Origin of the sequence: Polaromonas sp. (assembly GCF_029945925.1) — a bacterium.
Lineage (GTDB): Bacteria > Pseudomonadota > Gammaproteobacteria > Burkholderiales > Burkholderiaceae_C > Polaromonas.
This window is the reverse complement of the sequence record NZ_JAQSDN010000042.1, coordinates 107,388-126,910: the sequence shown is the minus strand read 5'-3', so window position 1 is coordinate 126,910 and position 19,523 is coordinate 107,388. Positions and strand designations below refer to the sequence as shown.

The 19,523-nt window shown below is 63.1% G+C and carries 17 protein-coding genes, 1 pseudogene and 1 riboswitch; of the genes and pseudogenes, 5 read left to right on the top strand and 13 right to left on the bottom strand.

Features of this window, described 5'->3' with window-relative positions:
* The 7 genes from PSV40_RS13960 to PSV40_RS13930 all read right to left on the bottom strand — a co-directional run bounded on the left by PSV40_RS13960 (nt 1) and on the right by PSV40_RS13930 (nt 5,927).
* A complete protein-coding gene (locus tag PSV40_RS13960) occupies nt 1-699 on the bottom strand; it encodes a PilX N-terminal domain-containing pilus assembly protein (protein WP_300538674.1) in 699 nt (232 codons plus the stop codon).
* Nucleotides 699-1,700: a PilW family protein gene (locus PSV40_RS13955; protein WP_300538671.1), complete on the bottom strand. Its 1,002-nt coding sequence runs from the start codon at nt 1,698-1,700 to the stop codon at nt 699-701. The genes PSV40_RS13960 and PSV40_RS13955 overlap by 1 nt, the downstream gene beginning before the upstream one ends.
* The gene (pilV, locus tag PSV40_RS13950) at nt 1,697-2,317 is read right to left on the bottom strand and encodes a type IV pilus modification protein PilV (protein ID WP_300538668.1); all 621 of its coding nucleotides are present in this window, start codon (nt 2,315-2,317) and stop codon (nt 1,697-1,699) included. Before pilV ends, PSV40_RS13955 begins: the two co-directional genes overlap by 4 nt.
* On the bottom strand, nt 2,308-2,952 hold the full coding sequence (locus PSV40_RS13945) for a GspH/FimT family pseudopilin (RefSeq protein ID WP_300538665.1): 645 nt from the start codon (nt 2,950-2,952) through the stop codon (nt 2,308-2,310). Before PSV40_RS13945 ends, pilV begins: the two co-directional genes overlap by 10 nt.
* Before the next feature lie 116 nt (nt 2,953-3,068).
* On the bottom strand, nt 3,069-3,518 hold the full coding sequence (gene nrdR, locus PSV40_RS13940; protein WP_293595722.1) for a transcriptional regulator NrdR: 450 nt from the start codon (nt 3,516-3,518) through the stop codon (nt 3,069-3,071).
* A gap of 100 nt (nt 3,519-3,618) precedes the next feature.
* Entirely contained in the window at nt 3,619-4,863 is a 1,245-nt protein-coding gene (gene glyA, locus PSV40_RS13935) for a serine hydroxymethyltransferase (RefSeq protein ID WP_300538663.1), read from the bottom strand.
* Between the two features lie 44 nt (nt 4,864-4,907).
* Nucleotides 4,908-5,040: riboswitch (ZMP/ZTP riboswitch) on the bottom strand.
* A 56-nt stretch (nt 5,041-5,096) separates the two neighbouring features.
* Nucleotides 5,097-5,927, bottom strand: a complete 831-nt coding sequence (locus PSV40_RS13930) for a transglycosylase SLT domain-containing protein (protein WP_300538814.1) — start codon at nt 5,925-5,927, stop codon at nt 5,097-5,099.
* Between the two features lie 940 nt (nt 5,928-6,867).
* Between PSV40_RS13930 and PSV40_RS13925 the strand changes: the two genes are divergently transcribed.
* The 3 genes and pseudogenes from PSV40_RS13925 to PSV40_RS13915 all read left to right on the top strand — a co-directional run bounded on the left by PSV40_RS13925 (nt 6,868) and on the right by PSV40_RS13915 (nt 11,638).
* Nucleotides 6,868-7,152, top strand: coding sequence for a hypothetical protein (locus PSV40_RS13925; protein WP_300538661.1), 285 nt, complete (start codon nt 6,868-6,870; stop codon nt 7,150-7,152).
* Nucleotides 7,153-7,580: 428 nt separating this feature from the next.
* A pseudogene (locus PSV40_RS13920) lies at nt 7,581-8,612 on the top strand (DUF748 domain-containing protein); the annotation flags it as partial.
* 209 nt (nt 8,613-8,821) lie between these two features.
* The gene (locus PSV40_RS13915; RefSeq protein ID WP_300538656.1) at nt 8,822-11,638 is read left to right on the top strand and encodes a DUF349 domain-containing protein; all 2,817 of its coding nucleotides are present in this window, start codon (nt 8,822-8,824) and stop codon (nt 11,636-11,638) included.
* A 205-nt stretch (nt 11,639-11,843) separates the two neighbouring features.
* Here PSV40_RS13915 and PSV40_RS13910 read toward each other — a convergent pair whose 3' ends face one another.
* From PSV40_RS13910 to PSV40_RS13885, 6 genes are all read right to left on the bottom strand, one after another.
* Nucleotides 11,844-12,626 carry a M90 family metallopeptidase gene (locus PSV40_RS13910; RefSeq protein ID WP_300538654.1) on the bottom strand — a complete coding sequence of 261 codons (783 nt, stop codon included), beginning with the start codon at nt 12,624-12,626 and terminating at the stop codon, nt 11,844-11,846.
* The gene (locus PSV40_RS13905) at nt 12,620-13,435 is read right to left on the bottom strand and encodes a UDP-2,3-diacylglucosamine diphosphatase (RefSeq protein ID WP_300538651.1); all 816 of its coding nucleotides are present in this window, start codon (nt 13,433-13,435) and stop codon (nt 12,620-12,622) included. The genes PSV40_RS13910 and PSV40_RS13905 overlap by 7 nt, the downstream gene beginning before the upstream one ends.
* 35 nt (nt 13,436-13,470) lie before the next feature.
* Nucleotides 13,471-13,980, bottom strand: coding sequence for a peptidylprolyl isomerase (locus PSV40_RS13900; RefSeq protein WP_300538649.1), 510 nt, complete (start codon nt 13,978-13,980; stop codon nt 13,471-13,473).
* A gap of 9 nt (nt 13,981-13,989) precedes the next feature.
* Nucleotides 13,990-14,598 (bottom strand): peptidylprolyl isomerase, encoded by a 609-nt coding sequence (locus tag PSV40_RS13895; protein WP_300538647.1) that lies wholly within the window; start codon nt 14,596-14,598, stop codon nt 13,990-13,992.
* Complete coding sequence (locus PSV40_RS13890; protein WP_300538643.1) at nt 14,595-15,884, bottom strand: L,D-transpeptidase; 1,290 nt, start codon at nt 15,882-15,884, stop codon at nt 14,595-14,597. The genes PSV40_RS13895 and PSV40_RS13890 overlap by 4 nt, the downstream gene beginning before the upstream one ends.
* 71 nt (nt 15,885-15,955) lie before the next feature.
* On the bottom strand, nt 15,956-17,032 hold the full coding sequence (locus PSV40_RS13885) for a tetratricopeptide repeat protein (RefSeq protein ID WP_300538640.1): 1,077 nt from the start codon (nt 17,030-17,032) through the stop codon (nt 15,956-15,958).
* A gap of 275 nt (nt 17,033-17,307) precedes the next feature.
* Here PSV40_RS13885 and cysS point away from each other — a divergent pair, with 275 nt between their 5' ends.
* A complete protein-coding gene (cysS, locus tag PSV40_RS13880; RefSeq protein WP_300538637.1) occupies nt 17,308-18,741 on the top strand; it encodes a cysteine--tRNA ligase in 1,434 nt (477 codons plus the stop codon).
* 55 nt (nt 18,742-18,796) lie between these two features.
* Nucleotides 18,797-19,495 (top strand): DNA-3-methyladenine glycosylase 2 family protein, encoded by a 699-nt coding sequence (locus PSV40_RS13875; protein WP_300538635.1) that lies wholly within the window; start codon nt 18,797-18,799, stop codon nt 19,493-19,495.
* The last annotated feature ends 28 nt before the right edge of the window (nt 19,496-19,523 follow it).

The following is a 19,523-nucleotide window of genomic DNA, read 5'->3' as shown; positions in this document are numbered from 1 at the left end:
TTATCGCAGATACGGTCGGAAATAGGTCTGCATGACAACTTCAGTGTTGATGTCGGCACCAAAACCCCGCGCGGTAATGCGCATCACCTTGTCGTCCGCTCGGGCAAGGTATTCAATGAGGTATTCAGGCTGCCGCGCCACACCCGCGATGCGTGCCACACCGGTGAAGGTTCCCAATGGGACGGAGCCGTTAAAGGTGCAATTGGTGTTGGCGCCGGTGGCGTCACCCGGTTTGGCGCTGGCCGCACTGGCGGGGTCACCGTCCCAACGGCCTTGTTTGGCGTTGATCGTGGGCCACCAGGGTTCAGGGTTGGTGACCGTGGTGTAGTTGCTTGCGTCGTAATAAGACAATTCAAACCGGCATTGGCCGCGCGGGCAATTGGTGTCAAAGGCGGGCGAACCAAGCGCGCTCCCTAGCGGTCTGTCAGTACCGCGTGAGCAAAGGGCGTTGGGCATGATGGCCGATGCATTCAGCAAGAGATCGCGCTCGGCATCGCGCAGGGCGGCCTCGGTTGCCTGCCGTGCCACCTCATAGTCCAGCTGGTTTCTGGACAGGGTTTCGCCAGTGGTGGCGCGTCGGATGCCCAGCGTACCGAGGATGGTGATGACCAGGAGAAACATCAGGACCACGGGGAGCGCAACGCCGTTTTCGGCGTGACCCGATGATGTTTGGCTTCGTCGAAACATGCCAGGCTTCATCAGAAAGTTCCGTTCAGGTTGTTGCGGATCGCAAATACACGCTCATACCTCTTGTACAGAGATCGGTCAGACGCGGCGTAAGTGACGGTGGCGCCCCTGCAATTGGCATAGGTGCGCAAGCTGCCGGCCTTGTCCTGGGTTCTGATGTTGTCGGGCGCGCGTGTCAGCACACAAACCCGCACAGCGGTGACGCGTTGCCAGCTGGTCAAGGTTCCCACAGTGGGTAAAGCGGTCACTTCTGCCGCTGTGTAATAAGTTTGCGGAGAAAGGCTTCCCGTGCCGTCATGCACCCCATAGGCAAAGGTCATGTCTTCAATCCCCTCGAAGAGGGGCTGATACACGGTGTCCTCCGCGGCTTTTCCATTGCCGTTGCAGGCAAGGCTTTTGGTGGTGACGGTTTGTGTGGTGCCGCCTGGCCCCGGCTTGGTGTAATTTGTATTGGTGAGTCCAAACCGGTTGGAAACATAAAGAGGCCGTCCCGTCGCCGCCTGAACGACGTTGCTGGGGTCCACAGAAACGTTGACTCTCAGACAATCGAAGCCACCGACGAAGGTTGCTGCGTCCAGTTCGGCCGTCGCAAAATAATTGATCACCACTGAGTCAGGTGCGCCGGCGGTCGCGGCGGGGCACGTCCCTGTGGTCGGATTAAACACGCCGCCGTCACAGCCAAACAACCCCTGGTTGTAGGCTGCAATAGCCGTGTTTTTTGTGTTGCTGAACCGGCCCATGAGGTTGAGGTTGGCGTTGCTCGTGGGAACGATGGCGGGGTAGTACCCGGCCATCTGCAACTCGCGTCCGACCATGTCCAGCGCAAGTTTCCCGGTTTCGTTCATGCCCGCAATGTTGGCCACCGCTGTGGCGGTACTGCGCGTTCCCAGATAGGCGGCGGCGGCCGCCAGCGCGATCACCAGACTGATGACCAGACTCACCAGCAGTTCGACCAGGCTCAGCCCGCTTTGCGCGCCCAAGAATGTCTTACGGTGATGGCCGGTTTTGATCACGGAATAATCTCCAGGTTGACACACTGAATGCCTGCCAGGGCCGCGGCAGTTCCTACCGCTGCCGGGCAGCAGTTGCGGGCGGCAATGCCTGTGGTTCCCACGGCGGGGTCAGGGCATATTTCGGGCTGCCGCAAGGTCGTGCCGTCCAGGTTGTCTTTGTTGAACCAGGCGACAGTGACGCCGAAACGCAAATCAACCCCTTTCACACCCGTGGGGGTTACAAAACCCACGGCGCCTGGGAGTTGTTGATTCAGGTCGTTGCGCCAGACCACCAGGTCATAAGTGGCCAGTTCGGCGTTGGTGCAAACCGTCGTGTTGCAGTCTTTAGCAGGCGTGAGGTAGGTGTTGGGCAAAGGTGTGGCCTCGATGGACGCACGTTCGGCGGCATATGTTCTGGAAAAAGTGTAGGCATCAGCGTCCGCACTGGCGTTGGCCCGGATACGGTCTGCAAGGCTGCTGATGTTGGAAGAAAGCGCGGACCTCACCCATCCGGTCTGTTCGTATTTGATGGAGGCCGTTTGCATGCCCACCATGCCCAGCAGGCCTATGGACAGCACAAGAATGGCTACGAGGGCTTCAATCAAGCCCGCACCTCGCTGGCTGGTTATCATGGACATGCGCTTACCCCTGCATACTCTTTGATGGTTACTCGTCCCGCTGAGCTGATGCAAATAGATCGATAGTGAGGGCTGCTGACACTCTCCGGTTCATAGCTCAGCGTAAAGTTCGACTGACCACTATTGGCAAGGCCTCTCGACTCAAACATGAACCTCCGCACAGCCGTGGGGTTGGCCTTCAGTTGAAATGCGTCAGAACCTGCCTGTCGGACTGAAATCAGGCTGGAGCCATTGGTGGTCGGATTGTTCTGGGTGCCGCTGCAACTGGGGTTGGAAAAAGTAATCCAGCCGGCTTGCCAGTTGTCGCCCGTCGTTGCGCAGGTTGGTGTGCCGCCCGTCAAGGCATTGGCCGTGTTGCTGGACATGCAAATGGTCACACAGTTGTTTCGGCTGATGGCTTCGATTCGGGCCCGGGCGATGTCGCTGGAAAATTCGGTGGTGATGGCGGCGGCCTGGTTGCGCACCAGAAACTCTCTCAAGTTCGGCAGGCCGAACGCCAGAATCAAGCCCAGAATCACCATCGTGACCATCAGCTCAATGATGGTGAATCCCGACATGGAGCCTCGCGGGGCAAGCCAGGGCCGATCAGGATTGGAACGTAATGGTTTCAGGCAGGCAGTTGAAGACTGTGGCATGGGTTCAGTATAGGAACCGTGCTTGAAATCACTGGCTCCGACCGTCGGGCTCCAGCTACCACTAATCTGCTGTGATCAAGGCCTGACTGCGGTAACTGGTGCTTCTACTAGGGGCCCTACCTTCGCACTTCATCCACCAGCGTCTTGAATTCGTCAATATCCTCAAAGCTGCGGTAGACGCTGGCAAAACGCACGTAGGCGACCTTGTCGAGCTTTTTGAGCTCGCGCATGACGAGTTCGCCGAGTCGGGCCGACGGGACCTCGCGCAGGCCTAGGTTGAGCAGCTTTTCCTCGATACGCTCTATGGCCGAGTCCACCTGTTCGGTGCTGACCGGGCGCTTGCGCAGCGCGAGGTTCATGGAGTCGAGGATCTTGCCGCGTTTGTATTCGATGCGGCGGCCGTCCTTTTTGACGATGGCCGGAAAGTTGACGTCGGGCCGCTCGTAGGTGGTGAAGCGTTTTTCACACGCGCCGCACTGGCGGCGGCGACGTATGAAGTCTGCGTCTTCCGACACCCGTGTTTCCACGACCTGGGTTTCAAGGTGGCCGCAGAAAGGGCATTTCATGCGGCTTCGCCCGAACTTTTAAGCATTATTGGCCTCTGGCCCGCACAGGGAATGCGCAAGCAGCTATCAAAAGAGTAGCGCTTGCACATGCACCAGCCCATCAACGGTAAACCGGAAACCGGCTCGTCAGTGCATTGACCTTGGCGCGAACCGCATCAATGTTGGCGGCGTCGCGCGGGTTGTCGAGCACGTCGGCGATCAGGTTGGCTGTCAAACGCGCTTCCTCGTCCTTGAAGCCGCGCGTGGTCATGGCCGGGGTGCCGATGCGCACGCCGCTGGTGACCATCGGTTTTTCCGGGTCGTTGGGAATGGCGTTCTTGTTGATCGTCATGTGGGCGTTGCCCAGCACGGCCTCGGCTTCCTTGCCGGTGATGCCTTTGGCGCGCAGGTCCACCAGCATGAGGTGGCTTTCGGTGCGCCCGCTGACGATACGCAGGCCGCGCTGCGTCAGCGTTTCGGCGACGATCTGTGCGTTCTTCAGCACTTGCTGCTGGTAGGTCTTGAACTCGGGCGCCAGCGCCTCCTTGAATGCGACCGCTTTTGCGGCGATCACGTGCATCAGCGGGCCGCCCTGCAGGCCGGGGAAGATCGCGCTGTTGATGGCTTTTTCGTGTTCGGCCTTCATCAGGATGATGCCGCCGCGCGGGCCGCGCAGGCTCTTGTGGGTGGTCGATGTCACCACGTCGGCGTGCGGCACCGGATTCGGGTACACGCCCGCGGCCACCAGGCCGGCGTAGTGGGCGATGTCCACCATGAAGATCGCGCCGACGGCCTTGGCGACTTTCGCGAAGCGTTCGAAGTCGATGCGCAGGCTGTAGGCCGAGGCGCCTGCAATGATCAGCTTGGGTTTGGACTCGTGGGCCTTGCGCTCCATCGCGTCGTAGTCGATCTCTTCCTTGTCGTTCAGGCCATAGGAGACGACGTTGAACCACTTGCCGCTCATGTTGAGCGCCATGCCGTGGGTGAGGTGGCCGCCTTCGGCCAGGCTCATGCCCATGATGGTGTCGCCGGGTTTGAGGAAAGCCAGGAACACGGCTTCGTTGGCCGAGGCGCCGCAATGCGGCTGCACGTTGGCGGCTTCGGCACCGAAGATTTTCTTGATGCGGTCAATGGCCAGCTGTTCGGCCACGTCCACATGTTCGCAGCCGCCGTAATAGCGGCGGCCGGGATAGCCTTCGGCGTATTTGTTGGTCAGTTGCGAACCCTGCGCGGCCATCACGGCGGGCGAGGCGTAGTTTTCGCTGGCGATCAACTCGATGTGGTGTTCCTGGCGCGCGTTTTCAGCTACGATGGCCGCCCACAATTCGGGGTCGGTTTGTTCCACAAGAATGGTGCGGTCGTACATGGCAGTCCTTCAAGACGTGGTCCCTGTCATCGGATGAATGAAACAAGGGCTGCCCAGGCGAACGGCTGAACGCTGTGGTCATTGTTTGAGCCCAGCGGTGCGCTTCCCAGTGGTATCCCACGTCAGCAGTCGCCCTGCAAAACAGGGGGCTGCCTATCGCCAGTCGCGCACACCCCTAGTGTAACGGACCCGGCGCCTGGCTGACCACCGGCCTGTGAAAGGCCGGGTCGCGCTCAGGAGCTGGCGAGGCTGGCGACTTTGTCGCCGGGCAGGTCTTCAGCGTCTGTGTTCGCAGGCAGGGACGCCGGAATGGCCAGCGGCGGGCGTACGGTCGTCATGTAGGCCGGTGCCCGGCCACCGACAACAGCCAGCAGGCGGGCGCGTTCGGCCATCACCTTGGCGGCATAACCGCCATCACTTTCCAGATTGGCTGCGCCCACGTAAAACTTCAGGCCGGCTTCCACCGAGCCGGCGCGGGCAATGCATTCCTGCAGCACCTTGACACCTACCCGCAGGTTGGTGACCGGGTCGAAGGCGGCGAGTTTTCCGCCGAAGTTCTCGTATTTGGCATGGTGGATGTTGGTCATGACCTGCATCAGGCCCTGGGCGCCCACCGGGCTTTGCGCAAACGGGTTGAAGCCCGATTCGATCGCCATGATGGCCAGGATCAGCGTCGGGTCCAGCTTGGCTTTCTGGCCGATCTCGAAGGCTTCCGCGACGAGCACACTCAAGGGCTCAGGTGCAACGCCGTACTTCCTGCTGAGCCAGAAGGCAAGTGCCGCCTGCTGCCGGGGCAGGTCTTTGGGGTTGGCGGCCGTGGCCCGGTCGATGGCGTCAGGCTCGGTGAAGCCAATGGCGGCTTCCTGGCGCTCCTGCAGCCAGGTCATCAGCCGGGATTCGCCGGCCTGACGCAGGTCGGGGCGGGCGGTCAGCGTGATCACGGCGAACACGACGGCCAGGCCGACGAGCGCGAAGCTGTTGTGGGTAATTTCAAAAAAGCCCTGGGCGATGTCGTCGGCAATGTTTGCCAGACTGTTGCTCACGTTTTTCTGAAGTGTCCGCATTACCGATGCGGGGGTGGATTGTTCTGGCGCTGTCATAGCACTCCTTTCTATGCGCATCGACTTTTTTGAGCCGTACGCTTTGATTGGGTCGCCATCAAACCAAGGCCTTGCCTTGGGGTGTTGACCCCTTGTCTGACTTTGCCGGGTTCGGCAGCGGATTCGGGTTGTCCCGTGGTTTTGAGTGGGACGGCGGATTCTAAGAGGGCTCTAAATAACTTGTCAATAATATCAAGTCTGTTTGATATGCAAAATAATGCATTAAAAGTTGAAATAAGCGGTCAAGACCCCCTGTTTCTCCCGTTTGAACGGTTTTTTGGGGTTTCTCTCTAGGTCGTGAAGTTGAAGCGGTTTTTTGAGAAAAAGGCTGTATGTTTTGCCAGTAAGGGCTTTTAACTCAAGTGCTTGCAGCGTTTTTCAGAGAAAGTGCCGGAGCATTCGAGCAGGACTGTTTTGGGGGGAGATGCGGCCAATGCCTCATCGCCATGTAGGACAGGAGCGCAAAGATGTAACTCAGAAGAAAATGGCAATCGCGGGCTGATTTTTGATTACAAATTTCGACTTGCGCCGCGGGCGCTGGAGGTCTAATCTGCAATTGCTTGAGTACTTCAAGCATCAGCCGGGTAACCAACCCCGGTCAAACTGAGAGCAATCACTTGCTTTCATCGCACTGGAGACGATCTTCTCTTCTTTGCGAAGCCCAGACGGCATGAGCATCATGCTCGCCGTCAACCCCGGTCGGCCTTGCTGTCCGGGGTTTTTAATTGGTGCCGGGCCTTTTCACCCAATCAGCCCAATCAGTCATTGACCTTTTCCCCCGCGCGTTCAAGACTCAAGGCCTATGCCCGGCCATGATTCAAGGCCTATGCCCGGCCATGAACTGAAACGCAATCCCTCCCGACTCTCCAGTCTCCTCAAGTCTCTTCCCGGCAAAGCAGCGGCCGTGCTGCGTTCACCGCTCTGGCATCGCCGCGCAGCTTGGGCCATGGGTGGTCTGGTGTTGCTCTGGGTGCTGGCCTATGCCCTGGTGCCGGTGGTGCTGAAGTCGCAACTTGAAAAAGCGGTTTTTGAAAAGCTGGGCCGGCAGCTCACGGTGGGCGCAGTGGACTTCCGTCCCTGGTCGATGGAGCTGACCCTCAGCGACCTGGTCATCGCCAAAGCCGGCAGCCCGGCAGCGCCTGGCGTGGGCCGGAAAACAGCCTGCTTTCCCCAGGGGCGCCCCAGCTGAAAATTGCACGTCTCTATATAGATGCAGAAATGCAGTCACTGCTGCGCCTTGCACCGGTCGCCGACGCCATCGAGGTCGATGGCCTGGCGCTCTCGCTCACCCATCTGGGCCAGGGCCGTTATGACGTTGACGACATCCTTGCGCGTCTGAAACCTCCGGCCGACGAACCGGCCGGCAATCCGGTGCGTTTTGCCCTCTACAACCTTGTGCTCAGCGACGGCCGTCTTGACTTTGCGGACCTCCCGGCAGGCCGGACGCATGTGGTGCGCGACCTGCGCCTGTCGATACCTTTTCTGAGCAACCTGCGCTCCCGGCGCGAGGTCAAAACCTCTCCGCACCTGGCCTTCAAACTCAATGGCAGCCGTTTCGACACTGCTGCCGTCGGCACGCCGTTTGCCCAGACCCGCAAGACCGACGCCACGCTGGCACTGCGCGGCAAGGCCGAGGGCACCTCTTCGCTGGAAATCCTCGGCAAGCTCAACCCGCTGGCCAAACCACTGGCGCTGGACATCACTGGCAAGGTGCTTGACCTGGAGTTGCCGCCGCTGTCGCCCTACGCCGTCAAGTATTCGGGTTACGGCATCAACCGCGGCAAACTCAGTGTCGACGTGAACTACGTGGTGCTGCCCGATGGCCGGCTCACCGCCAGCAACAAGCTGGTGCTCAACCAGCTCGGCTTTGGCGACAAGGTCGAAGGCTCGAACGTCAGCCTGCCGGTCAAGCTGGCCGTCGCCCTGCTGGCCGACCGCAACGGGGTGATCGACATCGACCTGCCCATCAGCGGCTCGCTCAATGATCCGCAGTTCTGCCTGGGCCCGGTCATCGTCAAGGTCATCCTCAACCTGATTGCCAAGGCCATCACCGCGCCGTTCAGCCTGATGGCCGGCGCATTCGGCGGCAGTGCCGAAGAGCTCGGCGTGGTTGGTTTTGCATCGGGCAGTGCCTTGCTGGCGCCCGAAGGCCAGGCCGGGCTGGACAAGGTGGGCAAGGCGCTGGCCGACCGTCCGGCGCTGCAGCTGACCGTGGTCGGCACCAGCAGCCTCGAGGCCGAGCGGGAAGGCTGGCGGCGTGCACGGCTCGACGCGATGCTGCGCGCCGAAAAGCGCCGCGCCATCGTGCGGGAAGGCGGCAGCACAGACGAGGTGGCAAGCGTCAGCGCGGCGGAATATCCGGCGCTGCTCAAGCAGGTCTACCAGCGCGCCGACCTGGCCAAACCACGCAACCTGGTGGGCCTGGCCAAAGACCTGCCCGTTGCCGGGATGGAAAAATTGCTGATGGCCGGCATCGCGGTGGACGACAACGCCATGCGCGAGCTTGCTGTGCAGCGCGCCGTGGCGGTCAGGGATTACCTCGCTGCCGGGGGTGTTTCGCCCGGAAGGCTCTTCCTGGGTGCACCCAAAAGTGTTCCTTCGGACGCCAAATGGACACCGCGCGCCGAACTTAATTTGGCGATGCCTTAAAAACAGCGAAAATAGCTGCATTGCTTTATTTCTGAAGCTTGGGTCGGGGTCGCGTGCATTTGCCCAGCGGCTCCTCTTTTTTACGCCGGTCCCACCCTGTGCCTGCTGATGCCGGCAGGCTGTCAAGCCCCAGGGGCAGACCTGCAATGTCCTGATCCATGAGGGTCCCCGCTTCGCCGGTCCTACTTATCCATATGCTGCGTTTCCCCATGTCCAAATCTGCCAAGCCCGAAACCCCCGCCGTGAAAACGCCCTCCACCAAGAGCGCCGACAGCCATCCGCTCGACGGCCTGACGGGCGGGGCTTTCTCCGCGCCCACGTCGGGTGAACGTACCACGCGCATCCGCGAGTGGCTCGCCACCGGTCCCACGGCCGAGCAGATGGCCGAGGTCTACAAGGACCTGGCCAACCGCGACAAGGGTGCTGCCAAGCCGCTCAAGGAAAAGCTCGACGAAGCCAAGCGCCTGAAAAGCCAGGAGACCGTGGCCGCCGAGTGGGCTGAAAAAGGCCATGCCCTGCTGGCCCTGAAAAAACTCAACATGGCCGACGCCCTGGCCTGGCAGCGTGATGCCGCCAAAGCCGGTGCACCGCTGTCGCGCGAGCCGCTGGCCGGCCTGAAAGCCCAGCTGGCCGAACGCGTCAAGACGATTGAAGACCTGCAGCACCGCACCCAGGTGCAGCGCGAAGCCGCCGTGCTGATTGCCCAGCGCATTGAAGTGTTGTCGACCAAACCCTGGCGCGACGCACAAGGCGTGTGGGAAGCCCTGCGCGCCGATGTGACGCACTGGCAGGCCCAGGCCGACGAACTCGCGCAGGACGCCAACTGGCCCAGCGTGGACGCCAAGTTCCCGCCGCTGCTCGACGCCTCGCGCGGCCAGTTGCTGGCAGTGTGGGAAGCTTTTCAGGGCGCGCTGTCGCTGGCCGTCGCGGCCGCCGAAGACGCCGCAGCACCGCTGCCGGCGGTGCCGGTCTGGGCCGATGAACTGCGCAGCGGACGCGGCACGCCACGTGGCGGCGACGCCGCTGCCGGTGAGCAGCCCGCGCGTGCGCCCAAGGTCAAGATCGATCCCGCCGTGCTCAAAGACATGCGTGAAAAATCAGCGGCCATCGTGCAGGCCGCGCTGGCCAAGCTCGAGCATGAGGTCACCGAAGGCCATGGCAAATCCACGCCCAAGGTTGCGGCCGAGCTGCGTCAGGCGCTGAAGGAAAACATCCGCAACATCGACAGCGCACTCGAAGCCGCTGCACATGCCGCATTGACGGCGGCCGGCGAACTCGAAGGCTGGCAGCGCTGGCGTGCCGACCAGATCCGCGAGGAACTGGTGGCCAAGGCCGAAGCACTGGTCGCCAAGCCCCTGGGCGGGCGCAAGCAGCAGGAGGCGCTGCGCGCCATGCGCGAACTCTGGAAAACCAGCGACCAGGGTGGCATTCCCAACCACGCGCTCTGGAAGCGGTTTGACGACGCCTGCAACGAAGCCCACAAGGTGGTCGAGGTCTGGCTCGAGAAGGTCAAGGAGCAAAGCGAAGCCGTGAAGGCCGAGCGCCGCGCGCTGATCGACGAAGTGCAGGCCTGGGCCGAGGCCAACAAGGGCAACACCGACTGGAAGCACCAGATCCGCAGCCTCAACGGTTTTGTCGAGAAGTGGACGGCCGCCGGCCATCTGGGCGAGAAAGCCTTTGCCGAGATCCAGCCGCAGTGGAAGGCCGCGATGGATGCTGCCGATGCGCCGCTCAAAGCCGCACGCGCCGAGAGCCTGGCGCGCCGCAAGGCCATGATCGAGGAGGCGCAGGTGCTGGGCGCCGAGCCGCAGCTGCACATCGACGCCGTCAAGGCACTGCAGCAGCGCTGGCAACACGAAGCACAGGCGGTGCCGATCGAGCGCAAGCAGGAGCAAAAACTCTGGGACGCTTTCCGCAAACCGATCGACGACGCCTTCCAGCGCAAGACCGCCGAGCGTGAAAAAGCCGCGTCGGCTCTGGGCGAACATGACCGCCTGGTGCTCGAGCTGTCCAAAGCCCTGGACGCCGCCAACGCCACCGGCGACGTGCAGAAAATCCGCACCGCGATGGCCGATCTGGAAGCCGGTTTGCGCGGGCAGTTCAAGCCGGCTGCACCGGCTGCCGCAGCAGCGCCTGCGTCTGCGCCTGCAGCGACCGAAGCACCTCAGGATGCGGAGTCCAATCAAGCGTCAGCGCCCGATGCACCTACGCCAGCCGCTCCTGAAACAGTAGCAAAAGAGGAGGCCCCGGCCGAGGCTGAAACTGCTGCCGAGCCCGCCGCCGAACCCGCTGCGGAAGCAGAAGAAGCTGCGCCGGCACCGGCCGCGCCGCCGCCCAAGCCCGCCAAGCCGGTGGTGGCCATGCGCGGCGATGACCGCCCCGGCATGCGCAAGGCCGAAGCTGCGCCCGCAGGCCGCGGCGGCAAGTTCGGCGACCGCAAGGATGCGCGCCCCGGTGGCGGCAAGCCCGACGGCCGCGGCAACCGGCCGGCCGACAACAAGTTCGAGCCTTACCGCCCCGAGCGTGAGAGCCGTTTCAGCGACAGGCCGGCCTACGAAGAGCGTGGCCCACGGCTGGGGGACGCAGCCTTCCGCGCGCAGCGCGAAGCTTTCGAACACGCCCAGCAGGCGCTGCGCAAACTGTCCGAACAGGCGCATGGCGAGGTGCTGACCAACCTGCTGACGGCCTGGGAAAAACGCGACCCCGCGCTGCTGCCGGATACGCCGGCCCTGGGCAAGCTGGTGACGCCGGCCACACGCAGCGCGTGGATGAAGGCCCTGTCGTCGGCGCCCAAAGGGGATGCCGCGGAGACCCTGCTGCGCCTGGAAATTGCCGCCGAGCTGCCGACGCCGGCCGAACACATCAGCGCGCGCCGCATGTTGCAACTGGTGCTGCTGACCAAACGCAACGACCCGGCGCCGGCGCAGACCTGGGGTGAGGACGCGGCCAAAGTGCTGGCCGCGCCGTATGACGCGGCGCATGTGCGGCGTCTGCAGAATGTGCTGAAGGCGCTGATCAAGCGCTGAAATGGCTGCGTCCTTGCGGCGTCGCCCCGGCGCGCCGCGTGGAACCGCACTATTGATCTTTTCCAAATACACGACAGCGAATTGGACCTCACTCGCCCTCGCCCTTTGGGAGAGGGGCGGGGTGAGGGATTGAGCGTTCCGATGGTCACGCGTTTTGAAACGCTCAATAGTTTGCTATTAATTAAATAGCTGACTGCGCCCGTGTTTAAAGGGCTGGAGACCGGCTGACCTTGAAAAACTGGTCAAACAGCGCGGTCAGTGTCGCAAAGTCCTGCGTGAAGCGCTCGCGGTTCACAAAGTAGGCTTCACAGCTCACCGCAAAAAATTCCGCCGGGGCCGTGGCGCCATAGGCGTCCAGCCAGGGCGGCTCGCCGCCGAAACGTTCGGCCATGGTGACCTGTTCGCGAAAGGCGTCGTAGGCCGGCTGCATCACCTCGTGCCAGGCCTTGTGCGCGGCACGCGAGGGCAGGGGCGGGCAGCCATCGGCGGCGCCGTCCTTCATGTCGATCTTGTGGACGAACTCGTGGATCACGACGTTGTAGCCGTGGCCGGCCAGCGCGCCGGCCGAGGCCACGTCCTGCCAGCTCAGCGTGACCGGGCCGCGCTCCATGGCTTCACCGGACAGCACCTCGCTGTAGCGATGCACGACACCGCTGGCGTCCTGCATTTCGCGGCGCGCGATCATCTGCCCGGGGTGAACCACGATGCCGACGAAGTCGCTGTACCAGCCCAGGCCCAGGTGCAGCACCGGCAGGCAGGCCTGCGCGGCAATCGCCACCGCCATCTCGTCGGTGACCACCAGGCCGTGCGCACCAGTAAATTCCTTGTGCGCCAGAAATTCGCCGACCAGGCGGCGCAACTGCAGCCGCTGCGCCGCTGGTCGCTCGGCCAGAAAAGGGTGGGCGACCAGCGTGGCCTGCCACAGGGCGTCGGGAATGGTGTCGGCGCGTGGCGTGCTTCCTAACAGCTGGCGCAACCAGTTCAGCATGGGATGAGCGGGATGCGGCGCAGGCCGGTGGCCGTCAGGCGCAGCACTTCCGCGCGCGGCACGGCCGCTGCGGCGTCCCAGTCGCTGAGCACCACGCGTGAGTAGCCGTGACCGAGGTCGTGCACCGCCGGCCGGTGGGTGTGGCCATGAATCAGGATCTGGGCGTTGGCGGCTTCGAGCTGCTCGCGGGCCGCGCTGCCGTCCACGTCGGCATAAGGGGCGCCGGACTGCTTGCGCGCCTCGCTTTGCTCGCGCAGGCCGCGCGCAATGGCCTGCCGCTCGGCCAGCGGCCTGGCCAGAAAGCTGCGTTGCCAGGCGGGGCTGCGCACCTCGCGGCGAAATTGCAGGTAGTCCACGTCGCCCAGGCACAAGGCGTCGCCGTGCGAGAGCAGCCAGCGCTGGTTGTTGAAAGCCAGCACGGTCGGGTCGGCCAGCAAGGTGGTGTGGCACAGCGCCATGAGGCGCGGGCCGACCAGGAAGTCGCGGTTGCCGTGCATGAAAAACAGCGCCAGCCGGCCGGCCGTCTGGCCGAGCAGGCGGGCGCAGCGGCCCTCGAAGCTGCCTTGCTCTTTCGTTGTTCCTGTCGTCCCTGCCGTTGCATCAACGACGTCGTCACCGACCCAGACTTCAAACAGGTCGCCCAGAATGAACACCGCGTCGGCGGGGGTGCTTTCCATGTAGTCGCGCCAGGCGGCAAACGTGGCGCCATCGGCCGCCTGCAGATGCAGGTCGGAAATGAAATCGACCGTGCCCCAGGCAGGCGGTGCCTGGAGCTCCGCAATCCGGGGAACGGTCGACGGGATTTTCACGGGCTGAACTTGAACGGGCTCAGTCCAGGCGGAGATCAGGCCAGCAGGACGGCTTTTTCAATCATCACATCGGTTTGCGGCACGTCGTCATGAAAGCCCTTGCGGCCGGTCTTGACGGCGGCGATCTTGTCGACCACGTCGGTGCCGCCCACCACCTTGCCGAACACCGCATAACCCCAGCCCGATGCATTGGGCGCGGTGTGGTTCAGGAAGGCGTTGTCGGACACGTTGATGAAAAACTGCGAGCTGGCCGAGTGCGGCGCATTGGTGCGCGCCATGGCCACGGTGTAGTGGTCGTTTTTCAGGCCGTTGTTGGCTTCGTTTTCGATCTCGCCGTCGGTGGGTTTTTGTTTCATGCCGACTTCAAAACCGCCGCCCTGGACCATGAAGCCCGGGATCACGCGGTGGAACACCGTGTTGTTGTAGTGGCCCTTGTTGACATAGCTGAGGAAGTTGGCCACCGATTTCGGTGCCTTGTCCTGATCGAGTTCAAGGGTGATGACGCCGTGGCCGGCAATGTGGAGTTCGACTTTGGGGTTGCTCATGATGGGGGTTTATTTGACCAGGGTTGCAGAGTTGATGAGGATGGGTGTTCGGGGTACGTCGCTGGGGAAGGGGCCGCCCGGGCCGGTGGGGCTGGCCTTGATCTTGCCGACCACGTCCATGCCGCTGACCACCTTGCCGAACACGGTGTAGCCCGGGGACTGGGCGCTCGGGTTGAGGAAGTCATTGTCCCTGACGTTGATGAAAAACTGCGACGAGGCGGAGTCCGGGTCGTTGGTGCGCGCCATGGCCAGCGTACCGACGACGTTTTTGTCGCCGCCTTTGGCCAGCGCTTCGCGCCCCTCATGCACCACCGGCGGCCGTGTGGGCTTTTGCGCGTAGCTTGCATCGAAGCCGCCGCCCTGGACCATGAAGTTGTCGATCACGCGGTGAAACACCGTGCCGTCGTAGTGCTTGTCCCTGACGTACTGAAGGAAGTTGGCGACCGTTTTCGGTGCCTTGTCGGGATAGACCTCGACGACGAAATCGCCGGCGCTGGTCGCAAACCTGACCCTGGGTGCGCTGGCCGCGCCCTGCGCCCAGGCTTGACCGGCCACCAGGGCCAGCGTTGCGACCGCCAGGCAGGCACGCCTGCCGATGGCCTTGTTGCTGAAAGTCATCCAATCACTCCTTCAAAAAATATTTTCCAGTGCTTGCCCTGGCGCATCCAGTACTGGCGCCGGACCGGGCCGGTGCGCGAGCCGCTGAGCACCTCGCCAAAGGTTACCACCATGGTATCGGTGCTGTCGGTCCAGCGCAGGTAGGACACGTCCTTGAGTTGCACCGAGCGGCCGCGCCGTTTGTCGGCCTCGGAACGCAACTGGGCCGTCCAGTCGTCGCGCGTCTTGCCATAACTGCTGAAGTCGCTGCTGTACAGGTTGGTGAGGGTGGCCAGGTCGCCGACCGATTTGGCCTGGTGCCAGCTGTTCAGCGCCTCCTCAAAGGACTTGCTGTCGGCCTTGATGCCGTGCGGCGCCACCCATGTGAGGCTTTGCGCAATCACCACCGGCGTGGTGCGCACTTCCACGGTACGGATGATGCGCTCCAGATCCGGATTGGCCAGCACCACACAGCCGTCGCTGGCCTGCGGCGCGCGTGAAAACTGGGCCGGCGGCGTGCCGTGCAGCCAGATGCCGCTGCCCGTCTTGCCGCGCTTGAGGTCCAGCGCATTGGGGTAGTTGATGGGCAGGGCGCCCGAGCCGTAAAAGTCTTTCAGCGACTTCGGGTCCAGGTTGCTGGTGACGAAATAAATCCCCAGCGGGGTGCGCGAATCACCCTCGACGGATTTTTCGATGCCGGATTTCCCCACCGAGATGTAGTAGTCGCTCACCAGCTTGAGACCGGTGTCGGTGTTTTCAAACAGGTAGAGCCGGGCCCGCGAGGCGTCGACCGCGATCGCATGTTTGTTGCGCGGCGACAGCGCCAGGAACTGCGAGGGAATGGTGCCAGGCGCGGGCCGCTCGCGCAGCGCCTTCAGCCGCATCAGGGATTCCTGGCGCAGCTCGGCCAGCGTGCTGGCCCCGGCTTTGGCCGTGCCGTCGGACACGTCGCCCAGCGCGCGCTGCGGTCGGGAGCGGGCGGCCAGCAGGTCGCCGTAGACCAGCTGGGCCAGCTGGAAGTTGGGGTGGTCATTGACCAGACGCTCGGCCTTGACCAGTGCCTCGCGCCCCCTGGCCTGGCCGGCGAGTTTGTAGATTTCGATCAGGCGGGCTTCGGCTTCGCCGTCCTTGACCACCGGCCGCACGATTGCCCGGGACGGCGCTGCGCTGCGTTTGTCAGCTGCTGCGCTGCCGGGGGAAGTGGCGGTGGTGGCGGGGGGCTTGCGCTTGTCCACGCTCTGGGCCGGGGCGGAGCCGCACATCACCGACAGTGCCGTGACGAGGAGGGTGGCGGATGCCCGTTGCATGGGTGAGGGGTCAGGGGCCGTGAAAAATGTCAGGCAAGTGCCAGGGGGGGGGCGCACGCAGCGGTCGGCCATCAACCGCCGGTGGATTCCCTGACGATGAGCCAGCGTTCGCCGGCCCTGGCCATGTCCAGTGTCTTGCGGCTGGAGATGTTGAGCGCATCGGCGCTGTAATCCTGCCTGAATTTGGCGGTGGCCTTGCTGCCCTTGACGTCGACCGACAGGTTGTTGATCTTCACGCTGATCTTTGACTTGCCGACGATGCGGTTGCGCCGCTCTTCTTCCCAGGCCTTGCGCGACTGGTTGCCCGGTGTGTCGAAGTCCTTGGCGTAGGCGGCCAGGTAAGCGCTCATGTCCTTGCCGGCCCAGGCGCTGGCCCAGGCCCTGACGGCGTTTTCAACTTCCTTTTCGGCGGCGCTGACCGGTGTGGCAGCGGCCGGTGCGGGCGATGACGCCGGGGCGGTGGGGGCCGCAGGGGCGGGTGCCGCGGGCGCGGCCGGTGTCACCGGTGCAGCAGGCGCTGGCGCTGCTGGCGTTGCCGCCGCAGGTTTGGCTGGCGCGGCAGGCGTCTGGGCCGTCACGGCGGGTGCCGCTGCAGCCGGCTTCTGGGCTTTGGCCTCTGGTGTGAACAGCGTGCGGATCAGCGCCAGCTTGGGTGGCACGGCACTGTTGCCGCCGTCAAGCTGCAACGCCTTGCTGTACGCCTGGCTGGCCAGCTTGGCATACACGTCGCCCAGGTTTTCATGCGCGGTGGCGTAGCTCGGGTTGGTGCGTATGGCCATTTCGAGGGCGGCCCTGGCCTTGTCGAACTGGTTCTGGCCGGCGTAAAGCACGGCCAGGTTGTTGTAGGGCTCGGGCAGCTCCGGGTAGTCCTGCGTGATCTTGGTGAAGGTGGTGATTGCGTCAGCCGGTTTGCCGACTTCGGTCTGGATCACACCCTTGATGAAACGCATCTGTGGGTCGCGCGGCTTGGTGGCCAGGTACTTGTCGGCCCTGGCCATGGCTTCCCCCAGCTGCCCTGCGCGCACGAGGGCGTTCACCTCGGTGTAATCGTCGGCATGTGCGGGCGGCACGCACAGGGCCGCAACCAGAGCCAGCAAGCGCAGGGCAGTCGGCAGCGCCTGGTTTGAAAAATAAGCTGACTTGGACATATTTCCTCTGGAACGCATGGAGTGGCTGGTATCAAACAGGAAACGAAGAAGCCGGCTGTGCAGCTTGCTGCATGGGCTCTTCCTGGCTGGATATACTGGGCGATTGTATCTGAGGGGTATAGTTTAAGCTCCGGCGAAAAATCACCATTCGCATCCTGTTGATAGACCTTTCGGAGCAGCTTTCCCCCTTGCTGATGCACCTGATGACCCGTCCCCGCTCCAGCGGCCCCTTCCGGTTCCGGCGATTCCAGCCAGACTGAACACCCAGACTTTTCATGAGCCTTCGCATTTACAACACGTTGACGCGTGCCGTAGAAGATTTTTCGCCCCTGGTTCCCGGCCAGGTGCGCATGTATGTGTGCGGCATGACCATTTACGACCTGTGCCACATCGGCCATGCCCGCATGATGATGGCCTTCGACGTGATCCAGCGCTGGCTCAAGGTCAGTGGCTACCAGGTCACCTACGTTCGCAACATCACCGACATCGACGACAAGATCATCAAGCGCGCCGTTGAGCGGGGCATCACCATCCGCGCGCTGACCGACGAGATGATTGCGGCCATGAACCAGGACATCGGCGCCCTCGGCATCGAGCCGCCCATGCTGGAGCCGCGCGCCACCGACTATGTGCCGCAGATGCTGCAGATGATTGACACGCTGGAAAAGAAGGGCCTGGCCTACCGCTCCGGCAACGGCGATGTGAATTACGCGGTGCGCAAGTTTGAGGGTTACGGCAAGCTGTCGGGCAAATCGCTCGACGAACTGCGCGCCGGCGAGCGTGTCGCCGTGCTGGACGGCAAGGAAGACCCGCTGGACTTTGTGCTCTGGAAGTCGGCCAAGCCGACCGAGCCCGACGATGCCAAATGGGCCAGCGACTACGGCGTTGGCCGGCCCGGCTGGCACATCGAGTGTTCGGCCATGAGCTGCCAGACCCTGGGCGAGACCTTCGACATCCACGGCGGCGGTGCCGACCTGCAGTTTCCGCACCACGAAAACGAGATCGCCCAGAGCGAGGGCGCCAACGGCAAGCCGCTGGCCCGCTTCTGGGTGCACAACGGTTTTGTGCGGGTGGACAACGAGAAGATGTCCAAAAGCCTGGGCAACTTCTTCACCATCCGCGAGGTGCTGGCCAAATACGATGCCGAGACCGTGCGCTTTTTCATTGTGCGTGCGCACTACCGCAGCGCGCTCAACTACAGCGATGCGCACCTGGACGATGCGCGCAATGCGCTCAAGCGCCTGTACACCGCGCTGCAGTCCGTTCGTCCTGAGCCCTTCGACAAGCTCAGGACAGGCCTTGTCGAAGGGCCGGCTTCGACAGGCTCAGCCCGAACGGGGATTGACTGGACTGATCCCTTTGCCGCCCGTTTCAAGGCAGCCATGGACGATGATTTCGGCACGCCCGAGGCGATGGCCGTGCTGTTCGACCTGGCCGGCGAAGTCAACAAAACCCGATCGCCCGAACTGGCGGGGCTGCTCAAGGCCCTGGGCGCTTGCCTGGGCCTGCTGCAAAACGACCCGGCCGCTTTCCTGCAGGCCGGCGCCGGCCTGGACGAGGCCGCCATCCAGAGCCTGATCGAGCAGCGCGCCGCCGCCAAGGCTGGCAAGAACTTTGCTGAAGCCGACCGCATCCGCCAGGACCTGCTGGCACGCGGCATTGTGCTGAAAGACGCACCGGCCGGAACGACCTGGGAGGTCGGTTCGTGACGCAGTTTTCAATTAAAAAAGGCCTTCAGCCCATGACGGACGGGCGCAAGAAGCTATGAAAAAGATAGTGAAAAGCGGCCCGGCCAGCACCGAACTGGCCGATGTCGCCGAGCCGGTTGCGACCATCGTGCCGGGCTACTGGGCCGAGGCCTGCAAACACCTGGTCAAGAAAGACCGGGTCATGAAACGCCTGATTCCGCAGTTCGGCGACGCCTGCCTGCAGTCGCGCGGGGACGCCTTCAGCACGCTGGCACGCAGCATCGTGGGCCAGCAGATTTCCGTGAAGGCGGCGCAGACGGTCTGGCACCGTTTCGATGCGCTGCCGAAAAAAATGACGCCCGGCAACGTGCTCAAGCTCAAGGTGGACGACATGCGCGCCGCCGGCCTGAGCGCGCGCAAGGTCGAGTACCTCGTCGACCTGGCGATCCACTTTGACGCCGGCACGGTGCACGTCAAGGACTGGGAGGCGATGGACGACGAGGCCATCATTGCCGAGTTGGTGGCGATTCGCGGCATTGGCCGCTGGACCGCCGAGATGTTCCTGATCTTTTACCTGACACGCCCCAACGTGTTGCCGCTCGACGATGTGGGGCTGATCAACGGCATCAGCCAGAACTATTTTTCCGGCGAATCGGTCAGCCGCAGCGATGCGCGCGAAGTCGCCGCCGCCTGGGCGCCGTTTTGCAGCGTCGCAACTTGGTATATTTGGCGCTCGCTGGACCCCTTGCCGGTCCTGGGTGCCGAGAAGACCTGAATTTCAAAGCAAGCCTGAGGAGCAGACC

What these genes read in the sequence shown, in the direction of transcription:
- PSV40_RS13885 (WP_300538640.1), bottom strand. Translation starts at nt 17,032, where the DNA reads ATGTCCAAGTCAGCTTATTTTTCAAACCAGGCGCTGCCGACTGCCCTG.
- PSV40_RS13910 (WP_300538654.1), bottom strand. Translation starts at nt 12,626, where the DNA reads ATGCTGAACTGGTTGCGCCAGCTGTTAGGAAGCACGCCACGCGCCGAC.
- PSV40_RS13890 (WP_300538643.1), bottom strand. Translation starts at nt 15,884, where the DNA reads ATGCAACGGGCATCCGCCACCCTCCTCGTCACGGCACTGTCGGTGATG.
- PSV40_RS13930 (WP_300538814.1), bottom strand. Translation starts at nt 5,927, where the DNA reads ATGCGGACACTTCAGAAAAACGTGAGCAACAGTCTGGCAAACATTGCC.
- pilV (WP_300538668.1), bottom strand. Translation starts at nt 2,317, where the DNA reads ATGTCCATGATAACCAGCCAGCGAGGTGCGGGCTTGATTGAAGCCCTC.
- glyA (WP_300538663.1), bottom strand. Translation starts at nt 4,863, where the DNA reads ATGTACGACCGCACCATTCTTGTGGAACAAACCGACCCCGAATTGTGG.
- PSV40_RS13960 (WP_300538674.1), bottom strand. Translation starts at nt 699, where the DNA reads ATGAAGCCTGGCATGTTTCGACGAAGCCAAACATCATCGGGTCACGCC.
- PSV40_RS13900 (WP_300538649.1), bottom strand. Translation starts at nt 13,980, where the DNA reads ATGAGCAACCCCAAAGTCGAACTCCACATTGCCGGCCACGGCGTCATC.
- PSV40_RS13875 (WP_300538635.1), top strand. Translation starts at nt 18,797, where the DNA reads ATGAAAAAGATAGTGAAAAGCGGCCCGGCCAGCACCGAACTGGCCGAT.
- cysS (WP_300538637.1), top strand. Translation starts at nt 17,308, where the DNA reads ATGAGCCTTCGCATTTACAACACGTTGACGCGTGCCGTAGAAGATTTT.
- nrdR (WP_293595722.1), bottom strand. Translation starts at nt 3,518, where the DNA reads ATGAAATGCCCTTTCTGCGGCCACCTTGAAACCCAGGTCGTGGAAACA.
- PSV40_RS13915 (WP_300538656.1), top strand. Translation starts at nt 8,822, where the DNA reads ATGTCCAAATCTGCCAAGCCCGAAACCCCCGCCGTGAAAACGCCCTCC.
- PSV40_RS13895 (WP_300538647.1), bottom strand. Translation starts at nt 14,598, where the DNA reads ATGACTTTCAGCAACAAGGCCATCGGCAGGCGTGCCTGCCTGGCGGTC.
- PSV40_RS13945 (WP_300538665.1), bottom strand. Translation starts at nt 2,952, where the DNA reads ATGCCACAGTCTTCAACTGCCTGCCTGAAACCATTACGTTCCAATCCT.